Below are 24,910 nucleotides of genomic sequence, written 5' to 3'. Positions count from 1 at the left end.
CCGTCACCTCGCTACGCGTGGCGCCGGTGGCCGGCACCAGGGCAATGATACAGACGTTCGGCCGGGTCACGACTTGCCCGCGATCCACAGGCTCGCGAAGACCAGCGCGACGATGCCGACCAGGAAGATCGCCAGACCCTCGGTCGACGGGCCGTACCGGCCCAGGTTGAAACCGCCCTGGTCCTGGTCGCTCTTCAGGGTCTCCTGGATGTAGGCGATGATGTCCGCCTTCTCCTGAGGAGTGATCTGGTTGTCGCCGAACACCGGCATGTTCTGCGGGCCGCTCAGCATGGCGGCGTAGATCTGCCGGTCGCTGGCCGGCTTCAGGCTCGGCGCGTACTTGCCGGAGGAGAGCGCACCGCCGCCGCCGCCGAAGGCGTGGCACTGCGAGCAGTTGATCCGGAACAGCTCGCCGCCGGTGGACATGTTGGCGCCGTCGCGCAGGTTGCCCGACGGCACCTGCGGGCCGCCACCGAGCTCCTGGATGTACTGCCCGAGCTGGCGCACCTGCTCGTCGGTGAACTGCGGAGGCTTGCGCATGGCCTGGGCCTCCTGCCGGGCCATCGGCATGCGACCGCTGCTGACCTGGAACTCGACCGACGCCGACCCGACGCCGATCAGGCTCGGGCCCCGACCCTCGACGCCCTGCGCGTTGCGACCGTGACAGGTCACGCAGCTCACGTCGAACAGCGCCTTGCCCTCGTTGGCGGCGGCGGTGAGGGGCGGGTTGTCCTGCGCCTGCACGCCCGGGGCGAAGACGGTGTAGGCGCCGCCGGCCAGCATCAGCGCGGCGGCCAGCCGGACCGCGGCACCCAGCCGGCGGCGGCCCCTGCTGCGCGCTACGGGCCGCCCGCGCAACCGCGCGAGCAGACCGCGTCGGCGGTCGTTGTCAGAAGTCATGACCTGTGTCCTTAACCGGTTGGACCTTGTCTCAGGGGACGGAGCAGCGGCGCGGTTCGTGACGCGCCAAGATCACTGAAGCCAGTAGATCATGGCGTACAGCCCGATCCACACGACGTCGACGAAGTGCCAGTAGTAGGACACGACGATCGCCGAGGTCGCCTGGGCCGGGGTGAACCGGCCCATGGTGGTACGGACCATGAAGATGATGAAGGCGATCAGCCCGCCGGTCACGTGCAGACCGTGGAAGCCGGTGGTCAGGTAGAACATCGACCCGTACCCGTCTTCGTTGATCTTGACGCCCTCGTGCACCAGGGTCCGGTACTCGTTCGCCTGCCCGAGCACGAAGATCAGACCCATCACGAAGGTGATCGTGAACCACCGGCGCAGGGCGTGGACGTCGCCCTTCTCGGCCGCGAAGACACCGAGCTGGCAGGTCACCGAGGAGAGTACGAGGATCACCGTGAAGGTGGTCGCGTACGGGATGTTCAGGACCTCGGTGTGCTTCTCCCACTGCTCCGGCGCCGCCGCGCGGATCGAGAAGTACATCGCGAACAGCGCCGCGAAGAACATGAGTTCGCTGGAGAGCCAGACGATCGTCCCGACGCTGACCATGTTGGGACGCGTCAGAGAGTGGATCCGGCTCTTGTCAATGGCTGGGGCCGCAGTCACGCGGTCATTATTGCCCTTGACCGGGACCGACGATCAGCGGGGTGGCAAACCCGGGCCCGCAGTGGCCCGATCGTGGTCGTCCGCTTCGCCTGACCTACCCTGAAAAGCGTGCTGCACGTCGATCAGATCCGCGCCGTCACCTCGGTCGTCGCCCCGACGACCCTGGCGGCGGGGGGCGAGGCCGCCCCGCCGCCGTTCACCGTGGCCCGGGTGCTCACCGAGACCCGGCTGGACAGCTGGCTCACGCTGGGCCTGCTGCTGGCCGCCGGCCTCTACCTCTACGGGGTGCACCGGCTGCGGCTGCGCGGCGACCGGTGGCCGGTGCTGCGCACGGTGGCGTTCCTCGGCCCCGGCCTCGGCGGCATCGCCCTGGTCACGGTCAGCGGGCTCGGCGCGTACGACACCGCGCTGCTCTCGGTGCACATGGTGCAGCACATGCTGCTGTCGATGGTCGCGCCGATCTTCCTGGCCCTCGGCGCGCCGGTGACGCTGGCGCTGCGCACCCTGCCGGTGCGGCCCCGCAAGCGGCTGCTCGCGGTCGTGCACAGCCGGCTGGCCCGGGTCTACAGCTTCCCGCTGGTGGCGTTCGCCATCTTCGTGGCGAACCCGTTCGTGCTCTACTTCACCAACCTCTACGAGTTCACCCTGCGCCACGAGTGGGCGCACGAGCTGGTGCACGCGCACTTCATCATGACCGGCTGCGTCTTCTTCTGGCCGCTGCTCGGCCTGGACCCGCTGCCCGGCCGCTGGCCCTACCCGGCCCGCGCGCTGCTGATGCTGCTGTCGGTGCCGTTCCACACGGTGCTCGGGCTCACCATCATGCAGAGCACCACGCTGCTCGGCGGCGACTGGTACCCGTCGCTGAACCTGGCCTGGTCCGACCCGCGCAACGACCAGGTGGTCGCCGGCGGCATCCTCTGGGCCGGCGGCGAGTTCGTCAGCGTCACCATGCTCGCGGTGCTCGTCGTGCAGTGGATCAAGCAGTCGGAGCGCGAGGCCCGGCGGCTGGACCGCGAGCTGGACCGCCAGGAGGCCCGCGAGCGGGCCGCCGAGGCGGGCGCCGGGGCCGGGACCGGTCCGACCGGGTGAATGTGACGCCCGCTACGATCAGCGGGCAGCTACGAGGTGGGAGCCACGTCACGATGAGCGATCGTCTTTGCACCGTCCTGCTCTACAGCGACGACCCGAAGGTCCGGGACCGGATGCGGCTCGCCGTGGGCACCCGGCCGGCGCCCGGCATCGAGATCGAGTTCGTCGAGGCCGCCGACTACGCCGGTTGTGTCCGGCTGGTCGACGACTACGAGATCGACCTGCTCCTGCTCGACGGCGAGGCGAGCCCGGGTGGCGGCATCGGCATCGCCCGGCAGATCAAGGACGACCGGGACGACGCACCGCCGACCTGCGTGGTGCTGGCCCGCGCCGCCGACCGCTGGCTCGCCGCGTACGCCGAGGTCGACGCCACGCTCACCCACCCGCTGGACCCGGTGACCGCCGGCAGCACCGTCGCCGAACTGCTGCGCCGCACGCACGCCGCGGCCTGATCCACCCCGCGGCGCCACGGCGACGCGGCCGTGGCGCGCCCCCAACCGCCTGACTCACGCCGCTCGGGAGGCCCGCCATGGGCGAACGGACCTGGCCGCTTCTGCTCAACGCGCTGCTGCGCGGCGAGGAACTCTCCACCGCCGACACCGCCTGGGCGATGGGCGAGATCATGGCCGGCTCGGCCACGCCGGCGCAGATCGCCGGCTTCGCCGTGGCGCTGCGCACCAAGGGCGAGACGCCGGCCGAGCTGGGCGGCCTGGTCGAGGCGATGCTGACCCGCGCCGTGCCGGTGCGACTGCCGGAGGACGTACGCGCCACCGCGCTCGACGTGGTGGGCACCGGCGGTGACCTCGCCCACACGGTCAACATCTCCACCATGGCGGCGCTGGTGGTCGCCGGCGCGGGCGTCCGGGTGGTCAAGCACGGCAACCGGGCCGCGTCCTCCTCCTGCGGCACCGCGGACGTGCTGGAGCAGCTCGGCGTGCCGCTCGACCTGGCGCCGGAGCAGGTGGCCCGCTGCGTCACGGAGGCCGGCATCGGCTTCTGCTTCGCCGCCCGGTTCCACCCCGGCATGCGGCACACCGGCCCGGTCCGCCGCGAGATCGGCGTGCCCACGGCGTTCAACTTCCTCGGCCCGTTGACCAACCCGGCGCGACCCCGCGCGGGTGCGGTCGGCTGCTTCGACAAGCGGATGGCGCCCGTGATGGCGGCCGTGTTCGCCGCCCGCGGCGACTCGGCGATCGTGGTGCGCGGCGAGGACGGGCTGGACGAGTTCAGCACCGGCGCGCCGACCCGGGTCTGGGTGGCCCAGCAGGGCACCGTCAGGGAGGCGCTGCTGGACGCGGCGGAACTCGGGGTACCCCGGGCCACCCTCGCCGACCTGCGGGGCGGAGACGCCGTCTACAACGCCGACGTGGTCCGGCGGCTGCTGGCCGGCGAGACCGGCCCGGTGCGCGACGCCGTGCTGGTGAACGCCGCGGTCGCGCTGGCCACCCAGGGCCCGCTCGACGGCGACCTGCACGAGGCGTTGCGGGCCAACCTGGGCCGGGCCGCCGAGTCGGTCGACTCGGGCTCGGCGGCGGCCACGCTGGACCGCTGGCTGGCGGTCGCCCGCGCCGCCTGACCGGGTGCCTGTCGTACCCGCGTGCCAAACTACAGGGGAGTAATTTTCCGCTTTAGGGCGATGGTTCGGTTGGGGCCGACGGCTCCCCGCCACCGCCGGCACCCGGAGCGAGAGGAGACGCCCGTGTCGGATCGCGACCTCTACTGCGACACCTGCGAGGGCGTCGTGCTGTTCGAGGCGCCGTTCTGCGGCGACGGGCACGGCGTCGACTGCCCCGAGCTGGTCTGCACCGGCTGCGGCGCGGCCGTGCTGGTCGCCGCGATCACCTTCCCCACGTCGGCGCGGTCCCGCCGGCGCGCCACGCGCCCCACCCACCGCCACGCCGCCTGACCCCACCCGCACCGCCGACGGCGAGCCCCCGGGCTCGCGGCCCGGGTCTCCGTCGACGCCGCTCCGGCATCCACTCCGGCCCACCGGGCGTTCGCCGAGCGGGACAGGCTGACCCGGCCCGGCAACGGGGGCGGCACCCCGGGGCGAGCCGGACCAGGCACCGCAGCAGCGTCAGTGCCGCTCGTGCGGCCTCCACCCGCAGGCCACGGTCCACCCACCGACCCCGCACACCAGGCGAGCCCCACGCCCCGCCGACGGCCCACCACGGCAATTCGGACGGTCGACGCCGTCGACTCCATGATCGACGGGGTGGGGTGGGCGGGGAAAGCGGCAGGCCCGCGTCCCCGGAGGGGGCGCGGGCCTGCCGTGAGACGTGCGGGTCAGTGCTCGGCGGTGCGGCGGGTGCCCGAGTAGTACTCGAAGAGCAGCCCGCAGGCGGCGAAGACCACCGCCACCAGGCCCAGGCCCAGGAGCCAGAACTGCCAGAACACGAGCCCCAGGCCGGCGATCGCGGCGGCCAGGGCCAGGCCGAACGGCCAGTAGCTGCCCGGGCTGAAGAAGCCGATCTCACCGGCGCCGTCGGCGATCTCGCCGTCCGCCCGGTCCTCCGGACGCAGGTCGATCCGGCGGGAGACGAACCAGAAGAAGCCGCCGCACATCGTGCAGAGCAGGAACGAGAGCAGCAGTGCCACGGTGCCGATCCACTCGACGTGGCCGCCACTGTCGCCGTACGTCCAGGCGCCGTAGAGGATCGTCGCGCCGAGCAGGAACGCGGCGATGGTCAGGAAGATCTTCCACTCGGTCTTCATGCCGGACCCCTCAGCTTCCCGCGCCGGCCGACGCGTCGGACGGGTTGAAGTTGGCGGTGTTACGCCGCGTGTCGAAGGGCTTGGTGGTGGTGGCGTACTCGTCCACGCCGATCGCCTTGAGCGCGTCCTGGGTCGAGCTGCCGCCCTTCTTGGCGGCCAGGAACTGCTCGTACTTCTCCGGCGAGACGACCCGCAGCTCGAAGTTCATGAAGGCGTGGTAGCTGCCGCACAGCTCGGCGCAGCGGCCGACGAACGCGCCCTCGGTGTCGATGCTGGAGACCTCGAACGTGTTGCGGATGCTGCCCGGCATGACGTCGCGCTTGAACAGCAGCTCGGGCACCCAGAACGAGTGGATGACGTCGCGGCTCTGCTCCTCGAACCGGATCGAGCGGCCGCTCGGCAGCACCAGCACCGGGATGACCTCGCTGGTGCCCAGCACCGAGGCGACGGTGTTGGCGTCGCGGCCCTGCCCGTCGCGGTAGTTGAACTGCCAGTTCCACTTGAACGCGACGACCTCGACGGTGACGTCCGGGTTCTTCGACTCCTTCACCACGTCGGTCTGCACGACCGCGGTGTAGTAGAAGAGCACGGAGACCACGAGGATCGGCGCGATGGTGTAGAGGAACTCCATCGGCAGGTTGTAGCGGGTCTGCACCGGCAGCTCGTTGCCGCGCTTGCGGTAGCGGATCACGCACCAGAAGATCAGGCCCCAGACGAACACGCCGACGGCGAGCGCCGCGATGCAGGAGGCGATCCACAGGTCGTACATCCGGTGCGACTCGGGCGTGATGCCACCCTGCGGCCAGCCGAACCCGCCGAACGTCTTGCCGACGTCACAACCGGTGAGCAGAACCAGCAGCGCCGCTCCGCCGAGACCGAGCCCGGCGAGTCGACCAGCACCACGCCGCCGGCGCCCACCGGCCCCCGGGGAAGCGCTGTGCCGTACGGCCGACGGCCGTACCTCCGAACTCCTTGCGACCACCTGGTCCTGCCTCCCTAGCGCGCCGCGGCGATTGTTTCCCTGACACCGACGGCAAAGGCGTCACCGACGGTCGCAGATTACTCGACCATGGCAGGCCTGACCGTCTTGGGGTCACTGTCCGCCCCCATCGGGGGGATCTTGGGCGTACCCGAGCGATAGCGTGGAACGTCATGAGCGCCTCCCCGGTCTACCTGGACGCGGCCAGCGCCGCGCCACCGCATCCGGTCGCGCGGCAGGCGATGCTGGCCGCCCTGGACGACGGCTGGGCCGACCCGGCCCGGCTCTACGCGCCGGCCCGCCGGGCCCGCCAACTCCTCGACGCCGCCCGGGAGGCCGCCGCGCAGACGCTGGGCGTCCGCGCCGACGAGCTGTCCTTCACCCCCAGCGGTACGGCCGCAGCGCACGCCGCCGTGCTGGGTGGCCTGGTCGGGCGGCGGCGGGCCGGCACGACGCTCGTGCACTCCGCGATCGAGCACTCGGCGGTGCTGCACGCCGCGCAGCGGCACACCGCCGCCGGGGGCGACGCGGTGTCCGTACCCGTGGACCGGCTCGGCCGGCTGGACCTGGACGCCTGGGCGGCGGCGGTGGCCGCCCCCGGCGTGGCGCTGGCCGCGCTGATCGGGGCCAGTCACGAGGTGGGCACGGTGCAGCCGGTGCCGGCCGCGGCGGAGTTGAGCGCCGAGGCGGGCGTGCCGCTGTACGTGGACGCGGCGCAGCTGGTCGGCCGGGCGCCGCTGCCGGCGGGCTGGTCGGTGCTGACCGCCAGCGCGCACAAGTGGGGCGGACCGCCCGGCGTCGGCCTGCTGGTGGTGCGCAAGGGCACCCGGTGGGAGTCGCCCTACCCGGCCGACGAGCGGGAGTCCGGGCGTACCCCGGGGGTGGTGAACCTGCCGGCGGTGGTGGCCGCGGCGGCGAGCCTGCGCGCGGCGGCGGCCGACGCGGCGGCCGAGGCGGCCCGGCTGGCGCCGCTGGTGGACCGGATCCGGGCCCGGGTGGCGGCCGAGGTGCCGGACGTGGAGGTGGTCGGCGACCCGGTGGACCGGCTCCCCCACCTGGTGACGTTCTCCTGCCTGTACGTCGACGGCGAGGCGCTGCTGCACGCGCTGGACCGGCGCGGCTTCGCGGTCTCCTCCGGCTCCTCGTGCACCTCGTCGACGCTGCGCCCGTCGCACGTGCTGGAGGCGATGGGGGTGCTGTCGCACGGCAACGTGCGGGTGTCGCTGCACCGGGAGACCACCGAGGCGGACGTGGAGCGGTTCCTGGCCGAACTGCCCGGGATCGTCGCGGCGCTGCGCGCCGAGGCGGGGGTGACCGACCTGTGAGCGAGCCGGACGAGACGCTCGACTGCCGGGGGCAGCGCTGCCCGCTGCCGGTGATCAATCTCGCGCGCCGGGTGCCCGGGCTGCCGGCCGGCGCGGTGGTGCGGGTGCTCGCCGACGACCCGGCGGCGGCGGTGGACATCCCGGCCTGGTGCCGGATGCGCGGCCACGAGTTCCTCGCGGCCCACCCCGACGCCGGCCCCGCCTACGACGTCCGGGTGTAAGGAGGGGGCCCCTCTTAACGCTTCCGGTAGAGGAGGGGGCCCCTCTTAACACCGGCGCTCACCGGCGCCCACCGGCGGTGGCGCTCAGCTCAGGTAGGCGAGGATGCCGGGGAGCGGGTCGGTCGCCACGGCGGTGTCCACCACCAGGCGCGGGCCGATCAGCGGCTCGTACTCGGCGCGGCGCACCAACGTCTGCTCCCAGGTCACGTGCTCGGCGGGCGGTCGGGCCTCGACCCGGCGCCGGTGTTCCGCCTCGTCGCCGCAGTGCACCTCGATCACCCGCAACGGCACGCCGGCCCGCTCGGCCAGCTCGTGCCAGAGGCCACGGGCGCTGGCGACCGGGTTCACCGCGTCGACCACCACGCTCAGGCCCAGGCCGAGCTGCACCTCGGCGAGCCCGGCGACCGCGCCGTAGGCGGCCATCCCCGGCACGTCGCCGGTCAGGCCGTAGCGGCCCAGGGCCCGCTCGACCGGGTCGACCGGGAGGACCGGGGCGCGCAGCGCGGCGCCGACCCGGACGGCCAGCGTGCTCTTGCCGACCCCGGGCAGCCCGGCGAAGGCGACCAGCACCTGACCGCCGGAGTCGGAGCGGTCCACCCCGCCGGCCGCGCCGCTCACAGCAGGTGCGGCCGGACGTCCTCGGCGGCCGCGTCCCCGTACGACTCGGCGAGCCGCTTCACGAACAGGTCCCGGCGGACCTCGTACTCCTGGCCGCCGAAGTTCTCCAGCACCAGCGTGGCCAGCAGGCAGCCGACCTGGGCCGCGCGTTCCACGCCGACACCCCAGTCGAGCGCGGCGAAGAAGCCGGCCCGGAAGCCGTCGCCCACGCCGGTCGGGTCGACCGCCTGGATCTCCCGCGCGATCGGCACCCGGATGGTGCCGATCTCCCGGCCGGCGATCTCCACGCCCTGCTTGCCCAGCGTGGTTACCCGCACCGTGACCCGGTCCAGCAGCTGCTCGTCGGTGAGGCCGGCCTTGCTCTGCAGCAGCGACTTCTCGTACTCGTTGGTCATCAGGTAGTCGGCGCCGTCGACCAGGCCGAGCACGTCCGCGCCGTCCATCCGGGCGAGCTGCTGCGACGGGTCGGCGACGAAGGAGTAGCCCCGCTCCCGGCACTCGGCGGAGTGCCGGATCATCGCGGCCGGGTCGTTGGCGCTGACCAGCACCAGGTCGAGCCCGCCGAGGCGCTGCGCCACCGGGGCCAGCTCGATGTTGCGGGCCTCGCTCATCGCCCCGGCGTAGAACGAGGCGATCTGGCACATGTCGGTGTCGGTGGTGCAGACGAAGCGCGCCGTGTGCGCGACGTCGCTGACGTGCACCGAGTCGCAGTCGACGCCGTGGCGCTCCAGCCAGGAGCGGTAGTCGGCGAAGTCGGCGCCCACCGCGCCGAGCAGCACCGGCCGCAGCCCGAGCTGGGCCATGCCGAAGGCGATGTTGGCGGCCGTGCCGCCGCGCCGGAGCACCAGCTCGTCGACGAGGAAGGACAGCGAGACCTTGTCGAGCTGGTCGGCGATGAGCTGGTCGGCGAAGCGACCGGGGAAGCTCATCAGGTGGTCGGTCGCGATCGAGCCGGTCACGGCGATCTTCATGTCAACCCTCGTGGTCGGGAGCACGGCGCGGTCAGCCTACCGGTCGGGTCGACCGCTCGGACGGCGGTCGGTCGCCGCGTGCACAACCGGGCGTCACCGGACGGACGCCGGCCGGACACGACAAAAACGGCGGGGCCGCCCCGGATGGGGACGGCCCCGCCGTTCTCCGGCGTCGGAACGCCGACTCAGCTGAACGAGTCGCCGCAGGCGCAGGAGCTGCCGGCGTTCGGGTTGTCGATGGTGAAGCCCTGGGCGTCGATCCGGTCGGCGAAGTCGATCGTCGCGCCGGTCAGGTAGGGGGCGCTCATCCGGTCGACGACGACCTCGACGCCACCGAAGTCGGTGACGACGTCACCGTCGAGCGACCGCTCGTCGAAGAAGAGCTGGTATCGCAGGCCGGAGCAGCCACCCGGCTGCACGGCGACGCGGAGCCGCAGGTCGTCGCGGCCTTCCTGCTCGATCAGGGCCTTGACCTTCTGCGCCGCGACGTCGGTGAGGACGACGGTGCTGGGGGCCTGCGTGGCCTCGGTCGACTCGGTCTGCGCTGGCGTGGTCACGTGGAAGTCTCCCTGCGCGGTATGAGGTCCGGACGTCCTGGCCAACGCCGCACGTCCGCCAGTATTCCCGGTGGTCCGTCTCCGATCGTACGCCGCTGCCGGCGCGCCCACCCGGCGGCGTGACCAGCGGAACGCGGTCAGCGGCTCCACTGGCCGGCCAGGCGGGCGCCGAGCGCCCGCAGCCCGTCGGCGGGTCGCTCCATCGCCGCCGCCACTCCCCCGCGCTCCTCGCCGCCGAAGTGCTCGACCAGGCTGTACGCCTCGGTGACGCCGGCCGCCGCGGCCTCCCGTCGCCCGGTGCTCACCCGTCCGGCCAGCACCACGCAGGGCACACCCCGGTCCCGGGCCGCCCCGGCCACCCCGGCGACCACCTTGCCGCGCAGCGACTGGTGGTCGAAGGAGCCCTCGCCGGTGATCACCAGGTCGGTGGCGTCCAGCGCGGCGTCCAGGCCGACCGCGCGGGTGACCAGCCCGATGCCCGACTCGCACCGCCCGCCCAGGGCCAGCACCGCCGCGCCGAGGCCGCCGGCCGCGCCGCCGCCGGGCAGCGCGCCCAGGCCGGGCGGGCAGCCCGGCAGCCGCTCGACCAGCACGTCCGCCCAGCGCTCCAGCGCGGCGTCCAGCAGCAGCACGTCCGCCCGGTCGGCGCCCTTCTGCGGGCCGAAGACGCTGCTGGCGCCGTGCAGGCCGAGCAGCGGGTTGTCCACGTCGGTGGCGGCGACCAGCGTCACACCGCGCAGCCGGGGGACGCCGTCGAGCGTCGCCACCCCGGCCAGCGCCGCCCCGCCGTACGGCAGGGCCCGGTCGCCGGCGTCGAGCGCGGTGACGCCGAGCGGGACGAGCATGCCGGCGCCGCCGTCGTTGGTGGCCGAGCCGCCCAGCCCGATCACCACGGTCCGGGCGCCCGCCTCGACCGCGGCGGCGACGAGCAGCCCCAGCCCGTACGACGTGGTGGCCTTCGGGTCGCGCTCGGCGGCGGAGAGCAGGTGCAGGCCGCACGCCTGGGCGCTCTCCAGGTAGGCCACGCCGTCGTCGGTGAGCAGGATCTCACCGGCGGCCGGACGGCCGAGCGGGTCGACGGTGGGCACCGGCAGCCGCCGCCCGCCGAGCGCCTCGGCGAGCACCGCGACGAAGCCCGGCCCGCCGTCGGCCAGCGGCCGTAGCAGCAGGTCGTCACCGGGGGTCACGGTCCGCCAGCCCTCGGCCACCGCGGCGGCCACCTCGGGAGCCGACAGCGTGCCGGCGAACTTGTCCGGGCAGATCAGCACGCGCATGCGCAGCAGTGTGGCAGGCCACATCGTGGGCGGCTGCGCGGCGGCCGGGCTGTGGGACCATGGGGGCGTGACTTCGACCTGGGTTGAGCCCTCCAACACCGCCACGGCGCTGCTGCTCCTCGGCCGCGGCAGCGACCCCGCCACCGAGCGTGGCGTGGAGTGTCCGGGTGACCTCCCCGCGCCGAGCGACCCCGATCTGGTGGCCCGCGCGGCCGCGGCGAAGGCCGCGCTCGGCACGAAGGTGTTCGTGCTGGGTCACCACTACCAGCGCGACGAGGTGATCCAGTTCGCCGACGTGACCGGCGACTCGTTCAAGCTGGCCCGGGAGGCGGCGGCCCGCCCGGACGCGGAGTACATCGTCTTCTGCGGCGTGCACTTCATGGCCGAGAGCGCGGACATCCTCACCACGGACGCGCAGAAGGTGATCCTGCCCGACCTGGCGGCCGGCTGCTCGATGGCCGACATGGCGGTGCTGACGCAGGTCGAGGCCGCCTGGGACGCGTTGACCGACCTGGGTGTGGCGGCGGACACCGTGCCGGTGACCTACATGAACTCGTCCGCCGACATCAAGGGTTTCGTCGGCCGGCACGGCGGGGTGGTCTGCACCTCGTCCAACGCCAAGCGCGCCCTGGACTGGGCGTTCGAGCAGGGCCGCAAGGTGTTGTTCCTGCCCGACCAGCACCTGGGCCGTAACACCGCCGTGCTGGAGATGGGCTTCTCGCTGGACGACTGCGTGCTGTGGGACCCGCACAAGCCGAACGGCGGGCTCACCGCCGAGCAGCTCCGCGACGCGAAGATGATCCTGTGGCGCGGGCACTGCTCGGTGCACGGCCGCTTCACGCTGGAGAGCGTGAACGACGTCCGCGCCCGGGTGCCCGGCGTCAACGTGCTGGTGCACCCGGAGTGCCGCCACGAGGTGGTCACCGCGGCCGACCTGGTGGGCTCGACCGAGTTCATCATCAAGGCGATCGAGGCGGCGCCGGCCGGCTCGGCCTGGGCCGTGGGCACCGAGCTGAACCTGGTCCGCCGGCTCGCGCTGGCCCACCCGGACAAGCAGATCATGTTCCTGGACCGGGCGGTCTGCTATTGCTCGACGATGAACCGGATCGACCTGCCGCACCTGGTCTGGGCGCTGGAGGAGCTGGTGGCGGGCCGCGTGGTCAACCAGATCACGGTGGATCCGGAGACCGCCGGACACGCCCGGGCGGCGCTGGACCAGATGCTCGCCCTACCGGGCGCTTGATCACCGTCGGTCACCTGCCTGGCACGGAAACGCACCGGAATCCCCGGTTCGTGCCCTGCCTGGCGATGTGACCGATTCCATTTTCGTCACGGAGGGCTATGCTGCCGGGGCGACGACACACGCGGGCCGGTTTTCCCATGGCCGCGATCCGGGTAGCGATGACACATCGCGAGCCCTCACCTACACGGCAGCACCCAACGCGCTGGAGGTTGCGTTGACCGACGACGTCCTGGTCGTACACGGAGGCACTCCGCTCGAAGGGCGGATCCGCGTGCGCGGCGCGAAGAACCTCGTGTCCAAGGCGATGGTCGCCGCCCTGCTCGGCGACACACCCAGCCGACTGTTCGACGTGCCACGCATCCGTGACGTCGAGGTGGTCCGCGGGCTGCTCGGCCTGCACGGGGTGAAGGTGACCGACGGCACGGAGGACGGCGAACTGGTGTTCGACCCGTCCAACGTCGAGAGCGCCAGCACCGACCAGATCAATGTGCACGCCGGGTCCAGCCGGATCCCGATCCTGTTCTGCGGCCCGCTGCTGCACCGGCTCGGCCACGCGTTCATCCCCGACCTGGGTGGCTGCCACATCGGCCCCCGCCCGATCGACTTCCACCTGCAGGCGCTGCGCGAGTTCGGCGCGACGGTCGACAAGACCCCCGAGGGGCTGCACCTGTCCGCCCCGAACGGGCTGCACGGCACCAAGTTCGCGCTGCCCTACCCGAGCGTCGGCGCCACCGAGCAGGTGCTGCTCACCGCGGTGATGGCCGAGGGCGTCACCGAGCTGCGCAACGCGGCCGTCGAGCCCGAGATCATCGACCTGATCTGCATCCTGCAGAAGATGGGCGCGATCATCAAGGTCCACACCGACCGGGTGATCGAGATCCAGGGCGTCAAGAAGCTGCACGGCTACACGCACCGGCCGATCCCGGACCGGATCGAGGCGGCGAGCTGGGCGGCGGCGGCGCTGGCCACCCGTGGTCACGTCGAGGTGCTCGGCGCGCAGCAGGCCGACATGATGACCTTCCTGAACATCTTCCGGTCCGTCGGCGGCGAGTACGAGGTCACCGACGCCCGCCCGCCGAAGCTCGGCGACCCGGGCCAGGAGGGCGGCATCCGGTTCTGGCACCCGGGCGGCGAGCTGAACGCCGTGGCGCTGGAGACCGACGTGCACCCCGGTTTCATGACCGACTGGCAGCAGCCGTTGGTCGTCGCGCTCACCCAGGCCCGGGGCCTGTCGATCGTCCACGAGACGGTCTACGAGCAGCGGCTCGGCTACACCGAGGCGCTGAACACGATGGGTGCCAACATCCAGGTCTACCGGGACTGCCTCGGCGGCACCCCGTGCCGCTTCGGCCGGCGCAACTTCAAGCACTCCGCGGTGATCGCCGGCCCGAGCAAGCTGCACGCCGCCGACCTGGTCATCCCGGACCTCCGCGCCGGGTTCAGCCACCTCATCGCGGCGCTCGCCGCCGAGGGCACCTCCCGGGTGTACGGCGTGGACCTGATCAACCGCGGCTACGAGGACTTCGAGGCCAAGCTGTCGGACCTCGGCGCGCACGTCGAGCGCCCCTGACCCTGGCGTACCCCGAGCCCGGCGCACCGCGATGTGCGCCGGGCTCGCGCGTTTGGCTACCCTTGCCGACGTGCCGTCGCTGTTTCGCCGCAAGCCCGCCGACCTCGTCGAGGATTCCGTCACCACGGTGACGACCGACGAGGAGTCCGCCGCCGCCCGCCCTCGGGGCTACACGCCGAGCAAGAAGGAGCTCGGGGTGACCACCCCGAAGCGCCCGACCGCCGGTCGCCGCCCGACCGCGCCGGCCCGCGCGCTGACCAAGGAGGAGGCCCGCGAGCAGCGCCGCGCGGCGCGCGCCGAGTCCGCCGCCGAGTTCCGCCGCGAGGGCGGCCCGCGTGACCGGGGCCCGGAGCGGCTGCTGGCCCGCAACGTGGTCGACTCCCGGCGGACCATCGGCACCTGGTTCTTCGGCGGCGCGCTGATCGTGCTGGTCGGGTCCAACCAGGCCATGCCGCCGATCGTGCGGCTGCTGTCGAACGTGCTCTGGGGCGCGCTGGCCCTCGGCGTGCTGGTCGACTCGGTGCTGATCAGCCGGAAGATCAAGAAGCTGGTCCGCGAGCGGTTCCCGAAGAGCACCGAGAAGCTCGGCTCGCTCTACTTCTACGCGATCATGCGATCGATCACGTTCCGCAGGATGCGCGCCCCGGCCCCCCGGGTCGCCATCGGCGAAAAGATCTGAGCGGAGTGTTAAGCGGGACCCCCTCCTATCCGCCAGGCGTTAACAGGGGGCCCCTCCTTTCGCTCAGGTAGAGGCGGGCGACGACCTCCTCGATGTCCGGCTCCACGATCGAGACGTCGCGCAGCGTGGCCAGCCCGGCCAGCCCGGCCACCACCTCGGCGACGCTCGCCGACTCCAGCGCGAAGACCAGCCGCCGCCCGTCCGCCTCCGCCCGGTGCAGCGGCGCGCCGGGCAGCGCCGGCGGTTCGGGCAGCGCCGCGTCCAGTTCGGCGACCACCATCCGACGCGAGCCGTACCGGTGGTGCAGCTCGGCGATCGAGCCGTCGTGCACCACCCGGCCGTGGTCGATGACCACCAGCCGCCGGCAGAGCCGTTCGATGTCGGCCAGGTCGTGCGTGGTGAGCACCAGCGTGGTGTCACCGGAGCGGCCCAGCTCGGCCAGGAAACCGCGGACCGCCTGCTTGCTGACCACGTCCAGCCCGATGGTCGGCTCGTCCAGGAAGAGCACCTCCGGGCCGTGCAGCAGCGCGGCGGTCAGCTCGCCGCGCATCCGCTGGCCGAGGGAGAGCTGCCGGACCGGGGTGTCCAGGAACTCGTCCAGGTCGAGCAGGCCGCGGCAGCGGGTCAGCCGGGCGGCGTGCGCGCCGGCCGGCACCCGGTAGACGTGCCGCAGCAGGTCGAACGAGTCCCGCAGCGGCAGGTCCCACCAGAGCTGGGAGCGCTGCCCGAAGACCACCCCGATGCGCAGCGCCAGCCGGGTCCGGTCGGCCACCGGCCGCAGCCCGCAGACCTCGGCCCGGCCGGCCGACGGCGTCAGCACGCCGGTCAGCATCTTCAGCGTGGTCGACTTCCCGGCACCGTTCGGGCCGATGTAGCCGAGCATCTCGCCGCGCTCCACCCGCAGGTCGACGCCGTCGACAGCGGTCACCGTGCGCTTCTCCCGGCGCAGCCGCCCGGCCTTCACCCGGACCGTGAACTCCTTGCGCAACCCGTCCATCTCGATGACGCTCATGACCCCGTACTCCGGTAGTGACGGATGCCGACCCGCCAGGCCAGCGCGGCGACCGTCGCCGCGACCAGCGCGACGCCCGGCGCGGCCCACCCCACCCAGGGCGGCAGGCCGAGCGGGTCGGCGCGGCCCAGCAGCGCCAGCGCCGGGTGGTAACTGACGAACGCGAAACCCATGCCGTACGCGAACAACGCGCGGAACCAGCCGCCGTAGACGGTGATCGGGTACGCGGTGAAGTCCCGCCCGCCGTAGGTGACCGAGTTGGCCAGCTCCCCCGAGTCGACCCAGTAGAACGACACCGTGGCGGTGGTGACGAAGACCGAGGCGAAGAAGACCACCGCGGCCGGCGGGGCGACGACGGCCAGCGCGACCCGGCCCGGGGTCCAGTCGATCCCGGCCGAGGCGAGCGCGAACCCGAGCACGGCCAGCCCGAACACCGCCCGGGACACCTTGCGCAGCGGCAGGTCCATCAGCAGCAGTTGGGGCAGCGCCGCGAGCGGGCGGACCAGCACGGCGTCGAAGAGGCCGGTGCGGACGTACTGCGGCAGCCGTTCGATGTTGCCGACGAGCAGGTCGGCGGCGGCGAACCCGCCTGTCGACAACCCCACCACGACGAGCGTCTCGCGCAGCGTGAAGCCACCCAGCTGACGGGTCACGCCGAAGATCACCAGGACGGTGACCACGTCGAACACGGTCGCGCCCAGGTTGCCGACCAGGTCCACCACGAACGACGTGCGGTAGGCCGTCTGCGAGCGCGCCTGCGCGCCGAGCAACGACCGGTACGCCCGCAGCGTCCCACCGTGCTCAGCCACCCTGGGCGCACTGCCGTGCTCAGCCACCCTGGACGCACTGCCGTGCTCAGCCACCCTGCACCACCAGCCGGCGCTCGGCGCGGCGCTGGACCAGCCGGCACAGCGCCAGCAGCAGCACCGCCCAGACGAGCTGCAGCCCGACCAGGCCGACGCCGGTCGCCGTCGACTCCCGCTCGACCAGCACGTCCAGCGGGACCTGCAGGATGCTGGGGAACGGGGTGGCGTACCGCAGGGTCGCCTCCAGCGGGCCGGGCAGGAAGCCGAGCGGGAAGTAGAGCCCGGCCAGCACGCCCGAGCCCAGCGTCCAGAGGATCATCGGACCCCGGACGTCCTGCAACCAGTAGGCGGTCGCGTTGACCAGGTAGCGACAGCCGAAGCAGACCACCACCGCGAGCACCACGGAGAGCAGGAACAGGGGAACGGTGGCCGCGTGCCGCGGCACGTGGACCGCGAAGAAGAGCGGACCGACCACCAGCGGGGGCACCAGCCGGGCGAGCGCGGCGAACCCGGCCCGGCCCAGGTCGGCGGCGAGATAGCTGGTCACCGGATGCACCGGCCGCAGCAGGTCGGTGGCCACGTCGCCGGTCCGGATCCGATGGGCCAGCTCCGTCCAACCCCAGATGGCGATGACCGCCAGCAGCCCCTGCCCGGCCCAGACGAACGTGGCGAGCTGGGCCCGGTCGTAGCCGGCGACCCTGCCGGCCGCGTCGGTGGCGGCGAGGAAGATGTAACAGCGCAGGAAGCCGAAGACGGTGTTGGTCACCAGACCGGCGACGGCCACCTGGCGGTAGGTCGCGTGCCGGCGGAAGCCGGCCGCCACTATCGCGCCGAATGTCCGAAACCATGGGGTAACGTGTGCGTCCGTGGGTGGTGCCACAGTGGCGGTGACCGAGCCCACGCCGTTACCCTCCTTCCGCAGGCAAGACGTGCCGGACCGGGCGACTCTACCGGCACGTCCGGCGCTCCGGCGCGACAATTTTCAACGAGGTGACACCGCCGTGAGCGAGCGACGCGAGCCGGTTCCGGGGCCGCGCCGCGCGACCGGCGGGAAGGGCTGTCGATGAGTGGCTGGGGCAGCTGGCGCGAGCCGGCGGAACCGGCCTGGGCCCTCGCGCCCACCCACGAGTGGGAACCGCAGTTTCCGGGCCAGCGCTACCCGGGCGACATCGGCCTGGAACACCTGACACCCCCGCCGCGCCGGCGGCCCGTGGTCGGCCGAGCCGAGGTGCGCCCGGTCAGCCCGGCGCCCGACGACGCCTACCCGGTGAGCCCGGCATACCCGGTCAGCCCGGCGAGCCCGCGCGGGACGTACCCGGTCAGCCCGGCCGGCCCGGAGACGTACCCGATCAGCCCGGCCGCGGAGACGTACCCGATCAGCCCCGCCGGCCCGGACGGCCGGCGGTCCCGCGGCCACCAGGCTCCGCCGGAACGTCTCGACCAGCGTTGGACCCGCCCCGGGGCCGCCTCGTACCGCTCCGCGCCGGTCGAGCCGGGCTGGGCGCCGGAGCCGAACGAGACCCCGCGTCCCGCCCCGGGCTGGTCCGAGCGCCGCCGCTCGGCCGGCGACCGCCCCGCCGCGGCGAACGGGCGCGAGGCCGCCTCCCGCGTCCGGTGGAGCCCGCCGCCGGACGGGCGGAGCGAGCCCACGCCGCCCGACGATCGTCACGGGCTCACCCCCGACGAGCCGCACGGGCCGTACGTCGACAGCTGGCACGATCCCGAGCCCGACGGCTATCCGGAGCGGCGGGACTCCGGTCGACCGATCGACCGGCGCGACCAGGGCAGGGCCCCGACGGAACACGGGCGGCCCACCCACGGTGAGCCGCGCCGCGAGGGCTGGCGTGATCCCGGTCCGCGTCCGCACGCCGACCGCCGCGAGCCGGCCACCGGTCGGTGGGACGACGGCGCGCCGCGCCGGGAGGCGTCCACGCCCACCGACGTCCAGCGTCCGGCTGCCGGGCACGGCCGCGCACCGCAGCACGCCGAAACCGATCGGTACGGCGCCCCGCGCCCTGCCGACCAGCGGTGGGACGGTCAGCGCGACCGGGCCTACCCGCCGCAGGGCGAGTGGCCGGTGATCGAACGGCGGCCCCGCACCGAGCCGGCCGCGTACCGGCCCGACGAGCGCCGCCGTCCGGTCGTGGACGGCCGCCCGGTCCAGTCGACCGACGCCTCGCGCCCCGGCCACCGTCCCGACCAGGAGGGTGCCGGCCAGGGCCGCCCGGACCTGCGGATCGTCCGATCGACCGGTGCCCGTCCCGACCAGGCCGCCGTACGTCCCGACCAGGCCGGCACCCGCCCCGACCAGCCCGTTCCCCGCCCCGAACAGGCCGGCACCCGCCCCGACCACGCCGCCGCACGCCCCGAGTCGCAGGACGGCCGGCCGGCCTCGACCGGCGCTCGCCCGGTACCGGGCCGGCGCCAGCCCGAGTGGGACGGGCGCCGGGCGGACTCCGCCGCGCCCCCCGAGTACCGGCCCCGGCCGGAGCAGTGGTCGGCCCGACCTGACGAGCCACGGCGGGCCACTCCACCAAGGCCGGACCGGTACGACGAGGTCCGCCGCCCGGCGCCGCCCGCCTACCCCGGCCCTGCCCCGGCCCGGGCACCCGAGCGCGACCCGGTCCAGCCCACCCGAACCGGCCCCCCGGAGGCCCGACCGCCGCAGGTCGCACCGCCACCGGCCGCCACCTCGCCGGCCGCCACCCTCCCGCAGGCGTCTCCGGCCCCGTCGACGCCGCCGCCGGTCGGGACCGGCACGCGGTCCGACGAGGACCCCCGTCCGGTGGAGCAGCACCGCCCGACGCCCCGGGCGGCGGATTCCGACACGGAGGCCTGGTTCCGGCCGAACCAACCGGAGACGACCGCCGCACCGGACATCGCTGGTGCGACGCCGGGCGAGGGAGTCCCGACCGGAGCGTCCCCGCCGTCCTCGGGCGGCCCGGACCGCACCGACACGAGCGACCGGCGCGCCGAAGCCGGCCAGCCGGTCGACCGGCCCGCCGGCCACGATGCCCGGTCGGGCGGCGCGGTCGAGCCGTTCACGCCGGCCGGTCAGGTGGCGTCGGCCGACCGCACCCACGAGCCGACGGCCGCTCCGGGCGCACCCGTCGGTTCGGACGTGCCCGTGGGCCCCGCGCGGTCCGTCGACGGCCGCTACGAACGTGATGACGCGAATGAATCGGCCACCGTCCCGGGTGGCCTGAGCGTCGCGCCGGATCCGGTCGACCCCGCCCGGCGCCCCGCGCCCGTGGAGACCCCCGAACCGGCGGCCCGGCGACCGGAGGCGGACGCCGAGGCCGGGCGCGTCGACGGCCAAGGCGCCGCGGTGACCGTCGCCGCCACGCCCGCGGCCACCGGCCGGCACGGGAGCCGCGCGGACATGCCGGCACCCGCCACCGACGCCGCGTCACCGGCACCCGTCACCGGAGCGGCGCCGGCCGGAGCGGGAGCACCGGGGGCACGACCGCCGGCCGGAGCGGGAGCACCGGAGGCACGACCGCCGGCCGAGCCCGTGCCGGCCGTTCCGGCCACCCTTTCGGACGGCCCGCCGCCGCAGGCACCGCTCACCACCGCGACGACTTCCCAGGCGCCCTCCGCCACCGCGCAGGCACCGTCGGCCACCAGCGCGCGGGCGCCGTCTCCCCCCACCGTCCCGACACCGTCGGCCGCTGCGCCACCGGCACCACGGCCGTCGTCCTCGTCCAGCCCGGTGACGGCACCGGTCGACCCGGCAGCCACGGGAGCGCCCACCAAGGATCAGCGGCCGGACGCGGCCGGACGCGACACCGGTCGGGACGTGCCCGTCGCGGTCGACGCCCCGGGCGTGAGCGAGCCCGCCGGCGACGACGCGACGGGCCGCACGGCCCGTCGCGACGCCGTCGGCGCCACGGACCGGACAACGGGCACGGCCGTCGGCGAGGCCCGCACGCTCGCCGACGACACGGTGGCCTCGGTTACGGCGCCGACGACCACGGGACACGTGTCGCCGACCACGGGCGACCCGGCGCCGGCACCTCCGCGCCCGGGTGGGGCCCCCGCACCCACCTCGTTCCCGGCGGCGGCGACGGCCGCCCCCGCCCGGCCCGATCCCGGCGTCCCGAGCGGCACCACGAGCGACCACGTCCCGAGCGGCACGCCCCCGACCGACACCGCACCGCACCGGACCACGACGATCACCACGCCGGGCGAGGCCGGTCCGGAGCCGGCCCGGTCCGGGTCGGACGGCACGGCAGGTACGGCGACCGGACCGGTCGACGCCACGGGGACCGGAGCGGACCCGGGCGGTGTGACAGTCGTCGGCGCGGACGCCGGCGGCACAGCGATCGAAACGACGTCGGTCGAGGCGGTCGGCGTCGAAGATCATTCGATTGATGAACAGCGTGCCGAATCCGGTTCGACCGCCCCGGCGCCCTTCGACCGGAGCAGGACCGGGACGCCCGGTCCGGCGCCGACCGCTCCGACCAGGGTCACGCCGGCAAGCGAGGTAGCGAGCCACGACCCCGGAGGGGCACCGACAGGCGAAGCCGCGAGCCACGACCCCGGAGGCACGCCGACGGGTGAGGCGCCGAGCCACGACCCCGGAGGCACGCCGACGGGTGAGGCGCCGAGCCACGACCCCGGAGAAACGGCGACGGGTGAGGCGCTGAGCTACGACGCCGAAGGGGCACCGACAGGCGGAGCAGCCGACCACGACGCCGGAGAAACGGCGACAGGCGGGGTGCCGAGTCGCGCTGCCGGGGGTGACGGGCCGCCGCGTCCGCGTACCCCGGGACCGGGGCCGACGGCGGACGCCCGGACGGACGTGCCGGACGACGAACCGACCCCGGCGCGCCCGATCGACCCGGAGCAGGCCCTGGCCGCGATCGACTGGCGGCTGCACCCGGAGACGCTGCGCGAGGAGGCGCCCGATCCGGCGCGGCTGCGCGAGATCCGGGACGGTCTCACCGGCAAGCTCGGCAGCGCGCTGGACAATCGCAGCCGGGCCCGGTTGCTGAGCCTGCGCTCGGTGGCGTCGCGGATCCTCGGCGCGCTGGACGACGCGGTCGCCGACGCGCGGCTGGCCCTCACGTACGCGGAGGCCACCGGCGAGTTGCGGCGGACCTCGCTGGCCCGCGCGCGCCTCGCCGAGGTGCTGCGCTGGCGGGGTGAGCACGCGGAGGCCGACCGGCTCTTCGCCGAGGCGAACTCGCCGGAGCTGCCCGACCGGCTGCGCGCGGTGCTGCACGAGCACGCCGGTCGCTCCTGCTACGACCAGGGCCGGCTGACCGAGGCGTGCGCGCACTTCGAGCGGGCGCTGGACCTGCGCCAGGGTGCGGACGCGGCGTTGCACACGCGGACCGAGGTGGCGCTGGACGCGGTCGCGGCGCGGGCGGCGAGCGACGGCTTCGGTCCGCCGCCCCGCGGCCGGGAGGAGGTGCTCGGCACACCGCGGTACCCGGCGGCGACGTTCGACGACACCGAGCAGCTCTGGGGGTACGCGGACGCCGACGGCGAGATGGTCATCGCGCACCGGTACGCCGAGGCGCAGCCGTTCCACGAGGGACTGGCCTGGGTGCGCCGCCCCGAGGCGTCCCGCTGGGCGCTGATCGACACCACCGGGGCGGCGCTGATCGAGGCGAACAACGGCTACCGCGCGGTGGGTGCCTTCGCCGAGGGGCTGTCCTGGGTGTCCATGGACGGCAAGGGCCGGTGGATGGCCGTCGACAAGATGAACATCGTGAAGATCCCGCCCGGGTACGAGGAGGTCCGGCCGTTCCGCAACGGCCTGGCCCCGGTGCGGCAGAACGGCGGCTGGGGCGCGGTGGACCGCACCGGCGCGGTGGTGGTGCCCACCCGCTACCACCGCCTCGGCGCGCCGCTGGCCGACGGCCGGCACCTGGACGGGTTCACCGCCGACGGGCTGGCCGTGGTGGAGCTGGCCGGCCGCCGGGGCGTGGTGGACCGGGGCGGGCGGGCGGTGGTGGCGCCGGCGTACCCGACGCTGGTGATCCACCCGGTGGCGTTCCTGGTCACCACCGAGACGGGCCGCTGGGGCGCGCTGGACCGGCGCGGCGAGCCGCTGATCGACCCGGTGCACCCGAGCCGCGCCGCGGTGGCCGCGGAGATCGACCGGCTGCTCGCCGACACCAGCCCGGTGCTCTGAGGGCGGGGAGTCACGACGGGTGCTCCGCGCCGTGCGGGGCTAGGGTCGAGGGATGGAATTCCGACACCTGGGCCGCTCCGGCCTGATGGTCAGCGAGATCTCGTACGGCAACTGGATCACCCACGGCTCGCAGGTCGAGGAGGAGGCCGCGGTCGCCTGCGTGCGGGCCGCCCTCGACAGCGGCATCACCACCTTCGACACCGCCGACGTCTACGCCGGCACCCGGGCCGAGTCGGTGCTCGGCCGGGCGCTGAAGGGCGAACGCCGCGAAGGGCTGGAGATCTTCACCAAGGTGTACTGGCCGACCGGGCCGGGCCGCAACGACCGTGGCCTGTCCCGCAAGCACATCATGGAGTCGATCGACGGTTCGCTGCGCCGCCTGCAGACCGACCACGTCGACCTCTACCAGGCCCACCGCTACGACGTCAGCACGCCCCTGGAGGAGACGATGGAGGCGTTCGCCGACGTCGTCCACTCCGGCAAGGCGCACTACATCGGCGTGTCCGAGTGGACGGCGGCGCAGCTGCGCGAGGCGCACGCGCTCGCCCGCGAGCTGCGCATCCCGCTGATCTCCAACCAGCCACAATATTCGATGCTGTGGCGGGTCATCGAGACCGAGGTGATCCCGGCCAGCGAGGAGCTGGGCGTCGGCCAGATCGTCTGGTCGCCGATGGCCCAGGGTGTGCTCTCCGGGAAGTACCTGCCCGGCCAGCCGCCGCCGGCCGGCTCCCGGGCCACCGACGAGAAGTCCGGCGCGGACTTCATCGCCCGGTGGCTCACCGACGACGTGCTCACCCGGGTGCAGCAGCTCAAGCCGATCGCCGAGCAGGCCGGGCTGACCATGCCGCAGCTCGCCGTCGCCTGGGTGCTGCAGAACCCCAACGTCGCCTCGGCGATCGTCGGCGCGTCCCGACCGGAGCAGGTGCACGACAACGTGAAGGCGGCCGGCGTGAAGCTCGACGCCGGCCTGCTCAAGGCGATCGACGAGATCGTCGAGCCGGTGACCGAGCGGGACCCGGCGAAGACCGAGAGCCCGGCGCAGCGCCCGTGACGACCGTCGTCCCCGGGCCGGCGTCGCCGGCCCGGGGACGACCGGGTCAGCCCTGCCAGAAGCGGATCAGGTAGAGCCCGAGGCGGTAGAGGTCGGGCGGGAGGCCCAGCGCGTCGCCGACCGCGAAGACCCCGCCGAAGAACACGCCGCCGATCTGCGGGCTCCACAGCAACGCGAACAGCAGGATGAATCCGTACGGGGCGAACAGGTCGTACATCCGCCGGTAGGCGGGGCTGAGCCACGGCTGGATCATGTTGCCGCCGTCCAGCCCGGGCACCGGCAGCAGGTTGAGCACGCTCGCCATGAGCTGGAGGAACGCGAGCAGGCCGACCCCGGCCCAGAACTCCAGCGGGCCGCCCAGCGCCGGCCCCCAGGTCACGGCCGCCACCAGCGCCAGCGTGAACAGCACGTTGGTGGCCGGGCCGGCCAGGCTGACCAGGGTGTGCCGCAGCCGGCCGGGAATGGCGTGCCGGTCCACCCAGACCGCGCCGCCGGGCAGGCCGATGCCGCCGAGCAGCACCACGACCACCGGCAGCACGATCGACAGCAGCGGGCTGGTGTACTTCAGCGGGTTGAGCGTCAGGTAGCCGCGGTGCGCGATGTCCCGGTCGCCGGCCCGGTAGGCGACCACGGCGTGCGCGTACTCGTGCAGGCAGAGCGAGACCAGCCAGCCGGAGACCACGAAGAGGAACACGTCGAACCGGACGTTGCCGAACCCGTTCCAGGTCATCGCGCCGCCGGCCACGAAGAGCGCGACCAGGGCGAGAAAGATCGGGCTCGGCCGGAACGCCGCCCGGGGCACGCCGAGGACCAGCGGGTCGCCCGGGCGGTCGTAGCCGGTCATTCGGCCGGGGGCTGCAGGCTCATCCGGTATTCCACCCGGTCGTCCTCGACCAGCGCGACGGAGGTGACGCCGGACGTCGCGAGCTCGCGCCAGGTCTGGCCGATCCACGACTCGGCGTCCGCCTGACTCGGGAACGACTCGCCCGGCCCGTCGACCGCGTCGCCGTTCGTGCCCTCGTACCGCCAGCTCCACGCCATGCCGCGTCTCCCCTCGCCGCCGTCGCCCCGTGGGGCGCCAAA

25 protein-coding genes are annotated in these 24,910 nt (G+C 74.0%); 11 read left to right on the top strand and 14 right to left on the bottom strand.

Going from position 1 to position 24,910, the window contains the following annotated elements; genetic code table 11:
* Nucleotides 1-66 precede the first annotated feature (66 nt).
* A complete protein-coding gene (gene qcrC, locus GA0070213_RS07130; RefSeq protein ID WP_091059319.1) occupies nt 67-900 on the bottom strand; it encodes a cytochrome bc1 complex diheme cytochrome c subunit in 834 nt (277 codons plus the stop codon).
* 72 nt (nt 901-972) lie between these two features.
* Complete coding sequence (ctaE, locus tag GA0070213_RS07125) at nt 973-1,572, bottom strand: aa3-type cytochrome oxidase subunit III (protein ID WP_091059316.1); 600 nt, start codon at nt 1,570-1,572, stop codon at nt 973-975.
* Between the two features lie 108 nt (nt 1,573-1,680).
* Here ctaE and GA0070213_RS07120 point away from each other — a divergent pair, with 108 nt between their 5' ends.
* From GA0070213_RS07120 to GA0070213_RS07105, 4 genes are all read left to right on the top strand, one after another.
* Nucleotides 1,681-2,661, top strand: a complete 981-nt coding sequence (locus GA0070213_RS07120) for a cytochrome c oxidase assembly protein (protein WP_091059313.1) — start codon at nt 1,681-1,683, stop codon at nt 2,659-2,661.
* Nucleotides 2,662-2,714: 53 nt separating this feature from the next.
* Nucleotides 2,715-3,113 carry a hypothetical protein gene (locus tag GA0070213_RS07115; RefSeq protein ID WP_091059310.1) on the top strand — a complete coding sequence of 133 codons (399 nt, stop codon included), beginning with the start codon at nt 2,715-2,717 and terminating at the stop codon, nt 3,111-3,113.
* Between the two features lie 77 nt (nt 3,114-3,190).
* Nucleotides 3,191-4,237, top strand: a complete 1,047-nt coding sequence (trpD, locus tag GA0070213_RS07110) for an anthranilate phosphoribosyltransferase (protein ID WP_091059307.1) — start codon at nt 3,191-3,193, stop codon at nt 4,235-4,237.
* A 123-nt stretch (nt 4,238-4,360) separates the two neighbouring features.
* Nucleotides 4,361-4,567, top strand: coding sequence for a hypothetical protein (locus GA0070213_RS07105; RefSeq protein ID WP_091059303.1), 207 nt, complete (start codon nt 4,361-4,363; stop codon nt 4,565-4,567).
* A 380-nt stretch (nt 4,568-4,947) separates the two neighbouring features.
* Here the strand turns inward: GA0070213_RS07105 and GA0070213_RS07100 are convergent, their stop codons facing one another.
* Both GA0070213_RS07100 and ctaC read right to left on the bottom strand, forming a co-directional pair.
* Nucleotides 4,948-5,376, bottom strand: coding sequence for a cytochrome c oxidase subunit 4 (locus GA0070213_RS07100; protein WP_091059299.1), 429 nt, complete (start codon nt 5,374-5,376; stop codon nt 4,948-4,950).
* 10 nt (nt 5,377-5,386) lie between these two features.
* On the bottom strand, nt 5,387-6,358 hold the full coding sequence (gene ctaC, locus GA0070213_RS07095) for an aa3-type cytochrome oxidase subunit II (protein WP_091059295.1): 972 nt from the start codon (nt 6,356-6,358) through the stop codon (nt 5,387-5,389).
* A gap of 170 nt (nt 6,359-6,528) precedes the next feature.
* Between ctaC and GA0070213_RS07090 the strand changes: the two genes are divergently transcribed.
* A complete protein-coding gene (locus GA0070213_RS07090; RefSeq protein ID WP_091059293.1) occupies nt 6,529-7,680 on the top strand; it encodes a cysteine desulfurase family protein in 1,152 nt (383 codons plus the stop codon).
* Nucleotides 7,677-7,901, top strand: a complete 225-nt coding sequence (locus GA0070213_RS07085; RefSeq protein WP_091059290.1) for a sulfurtransferase TusA family protein — start codon at nt 7,677-7,679, stop codon at nt 7,899-7,901. The genes GA0070213_RS07090 and GA0070213_RS07085 overlap by 4 nt, the downstream gene beginning before the upstream one ends.
* Before the next feature lie 84 nt (nt 7,902-7,985).
* On the opposite strand, the gene GA0070213_RS07080 is transcribed toward GA0070213_RS07085, so the two are convergent.
* The 4 genes from GA0070213_RS07080 to GA0070213_RS07065 all read right to left on the bottom strand — a co-directional run bounded on the left by GA0070213_RS07080 (nt 7,986) and on the right by GA0070213_RS07065 (nt 11,345).
* A complete protein-coding gene (locus GA0070213_RS07080; protein WP_091059286.1) occupies nt 7,986-8,519 on the bottom strand; it encodes a P-loop nucleotide/nucleoside kinase family protein in 534 nt (177 codons plus the stop codon).
* Nucleotides 8,516-9,490 carry a carbohydrate kinase family protein gene (locus GA0070213_RS07075; protein WP_091059281.1) on the bottom strand — a complete coding sequence of 325 codons (975 nt, stop codon included), beginning with the start codon at nt 9,488-9,490 and terminating at the stop codon, nt 8,516-8,518. The genes GA0070213_RS07080 and GA0070213_RS07075 overlap by 4 nt, the downstream gene beginning before the upstream one ends.
* 185 nt (nt 9,491-9,675) lie before the next feature.
* On the bottom strand, nt 9,676-10,047 hold the full coding sequence (gene erpA / locus GA0070213_RS07070; RefSeq protein WP_091059278.1) for an iron-sulfur cluster insertion protein ErpA: 372 nt from the start codon (nt 10,045-10,047) through the stop codon (nt 9,676-9,678).
* Nucleotides 10,048-10,184: 137 nt separating this feature from the next.
* Nucleotides 10,185-11,345 carry a glycerate kinase family protein gene (locus tag GA0070213_RS07065; protein WP_175441242.1) on the bottom strand — a complete coding sequence of 387 codons (1,161 nt, stop codon included), beginning with the start codon at nt 11,343-11,345 and terminating at the stop codon, nt 10,185-10,187.
* A 43-nt stretch (nt 11,346-11,388) separates the two neighbouring features.
* Between GA0070213_RS07065 and nadA the strand changes: the two genes are divergently transcribed.
* The 3 genes from nadA to GA0070213_RS07050 all read left to right on the top strand — a co-directional run bounded on the left by nadA (nt 11,389) and on the right by GA0070213_RS07050 (nt 14,813).
* Nucleotides 11,389-12,564, top strand: coding sequence for a quinolinate synthase NadA (gene nadA / locus GA0070213_RS07060; protein ID WP_091059272.1), 1,176 nt, complete (start codon nt 11,389-11,391; stop codon nt 12,562-12,564).
* A gap of 214 nt (nt 12,565-12,778) precedes the next feature.
* Nucleotides 12,779-14,134 carry a UDP-N-acetylglucosamine 1-carboxyvinyltransferase gene (gene murA, locus GA0070213_RS07055; RefSeq protein ID WP_091059269.1) on the top strand — a complete coding sequence of 452 codons (1,356 nt, stop codon included), beginning with the start codon at nt 12,779-12,781 and terminating at the stop codon, nt 14,132-14,134.
* A 70-nt stretch (nt 14,135-14,204) separates the two neighbouring features.
* The gene (locus GA0070213_RS07050) at nt 14,205-14,813 is read left to right on the top strand and encodes a DUF3043 domain-containing protein (RefSeq protein WP_091059265.1); all 609 of its coding nucleotides are present in this window, start codon (nt 14,205-14,207) and stop codon (nt 14,811-14,813) included.
* 25 nt (nt 14,814-14,838) lie between these two features.
* Here the strand turns inward: GA0070213_RS07050 and GA0070213_RS07045 are convergent, their stop codons facing one another.
* The 4 genes from GA0070213_RS07045 to GA0070213_RS31435 form a co-directional block, all read right to left on the bottom strand.
* Complete coding sequence (locus tag GA0070213_RS07045; protein ID WP_091059262.1) at nt 14,839-15,825, bottom strand: ABC transporter ATP-binding protein; 987 nt, start codon at nt 15,823-15,825, stop codon at nt 14,839-14,841.
* The gene (locus GA0070213_RS07040) at nt 15,822-16,634 is read right to left on the bottom strand and encodes an ABC transporter permease (RefSeq protein WP_091059258.1); all 813 of its coding nucleotides are present in this window, start codon (nt 16,632-16,634) and stop codon (nt 15,822-15,824) included. Before GA0070213_RS07040 ends, GA0070213_RS07045 begins: the two co-directional genes overlap by 4 nt.
* Before the next feature lie 46 nt (nt 16,635-16,680).
* Nucleotides 16,681-17,532 (bottom strand): ABC transporter permease, encoded by an 852-nt coding sequence (locus tag GA0070213_RS07035; protein ID WP_091059255.1) that lies wholly within the window; start codon nt 17,530-17,532, stop codon nt 16,681-16,683.
* A gap of 359 nt (nt 17,533-17,891) precedes the next feature.
* A complete protein-coding gene (locus tag GA0070213_RS31435; RefSeq protein ID WP_175441226.1) occupies nt 17,892-18,281 on the bottom strand; it encodes a hypothetical protein in 390 nt (129 codons plus the stop codon).
* 2,674 nt (nt 18,282-20,955) lie between these two features.
* Between GA0070213_RS31435 and GA0070213_RS32075 the strand changes: the two genes are divergently transcribed.
* Both GA0070213_RS32075 and GA0070213_RS07025 read left to right on the top strand, forming a co-directional pair.
* Nucleotides 20,956-22,776 carry a WG repeat-containing protein gene (locus tag GA0070213_RS32075; RefSeq protein WP_425412807.1) on the top strand — a complete coding sequence of 607 codons (1,821 nt, stop codon included), beginning with the start codon at nt 20,956-20,958 and terminating at the stop codon, nt 22,774-22,776.
* Nucleotides 22,777-22,828: 52 nt separating this feature from the next.
* Nucleotides 22,829-23,827, top strand: a complete 999-nt coding sequence (locus GA0070213_RS07025) for an aldo/keto reductase family protein (protein WP_091059253.1) — start codon at nt 22,829-22,831, stop codon at nt 23,825-23,827.
* Between the two features lie 46 nt (nt 23,828-23,873).
* On the opposite strand, the gene GA0070213_RS07020 is transcribed toward GA0070213_RS07025, so the two are convergent.
* Nucleotides 23,874-24,671 carry a site-2 protease family protein gene (locus GA0070213_RS07020; protein WP_091059249.1) on the bottom strand — a complete coding sequence of 266 codons (798 nt, stop codon included), beginning with the start codon at nt 24,669-24,671 and terminating at the stop codon, nt 23,874-23,876.
* The gene (locus GA0070213_RS07015) at nt 24,668-24,868 is read right to left on the bottom strand and encodes a hypothetical protein (RefSeq protein WP_091059246.1); all 201 of its coding nucleotides are present in this window, start codon (nt 24,866-24,868) and stop codon (nt 24,668-24,670) included. The genes GA0070213_RS07020 and GA0070213_RS07015 overlap by 4 nt, the downstream gene beginning before the upstream one ends.
* Nucleotides 24,869-24,910 lie beyond the last annotated feature (42 nt).

Origin of the sequence: Micromonospora humi (genome assembly GCF_900090105.1) — a bacterium.
Taxonomy (GTDB): Bacteria; Actinomycetota; Actinomycetes; order Mycobacteriales; family Micromonosporaceae; genus Micromonospora; species Micromonospora humi.
Note: the sequence above shows the minus strand (reverse complement) of the source record. Positions and strands in the feature narration are given on the sequence as shown.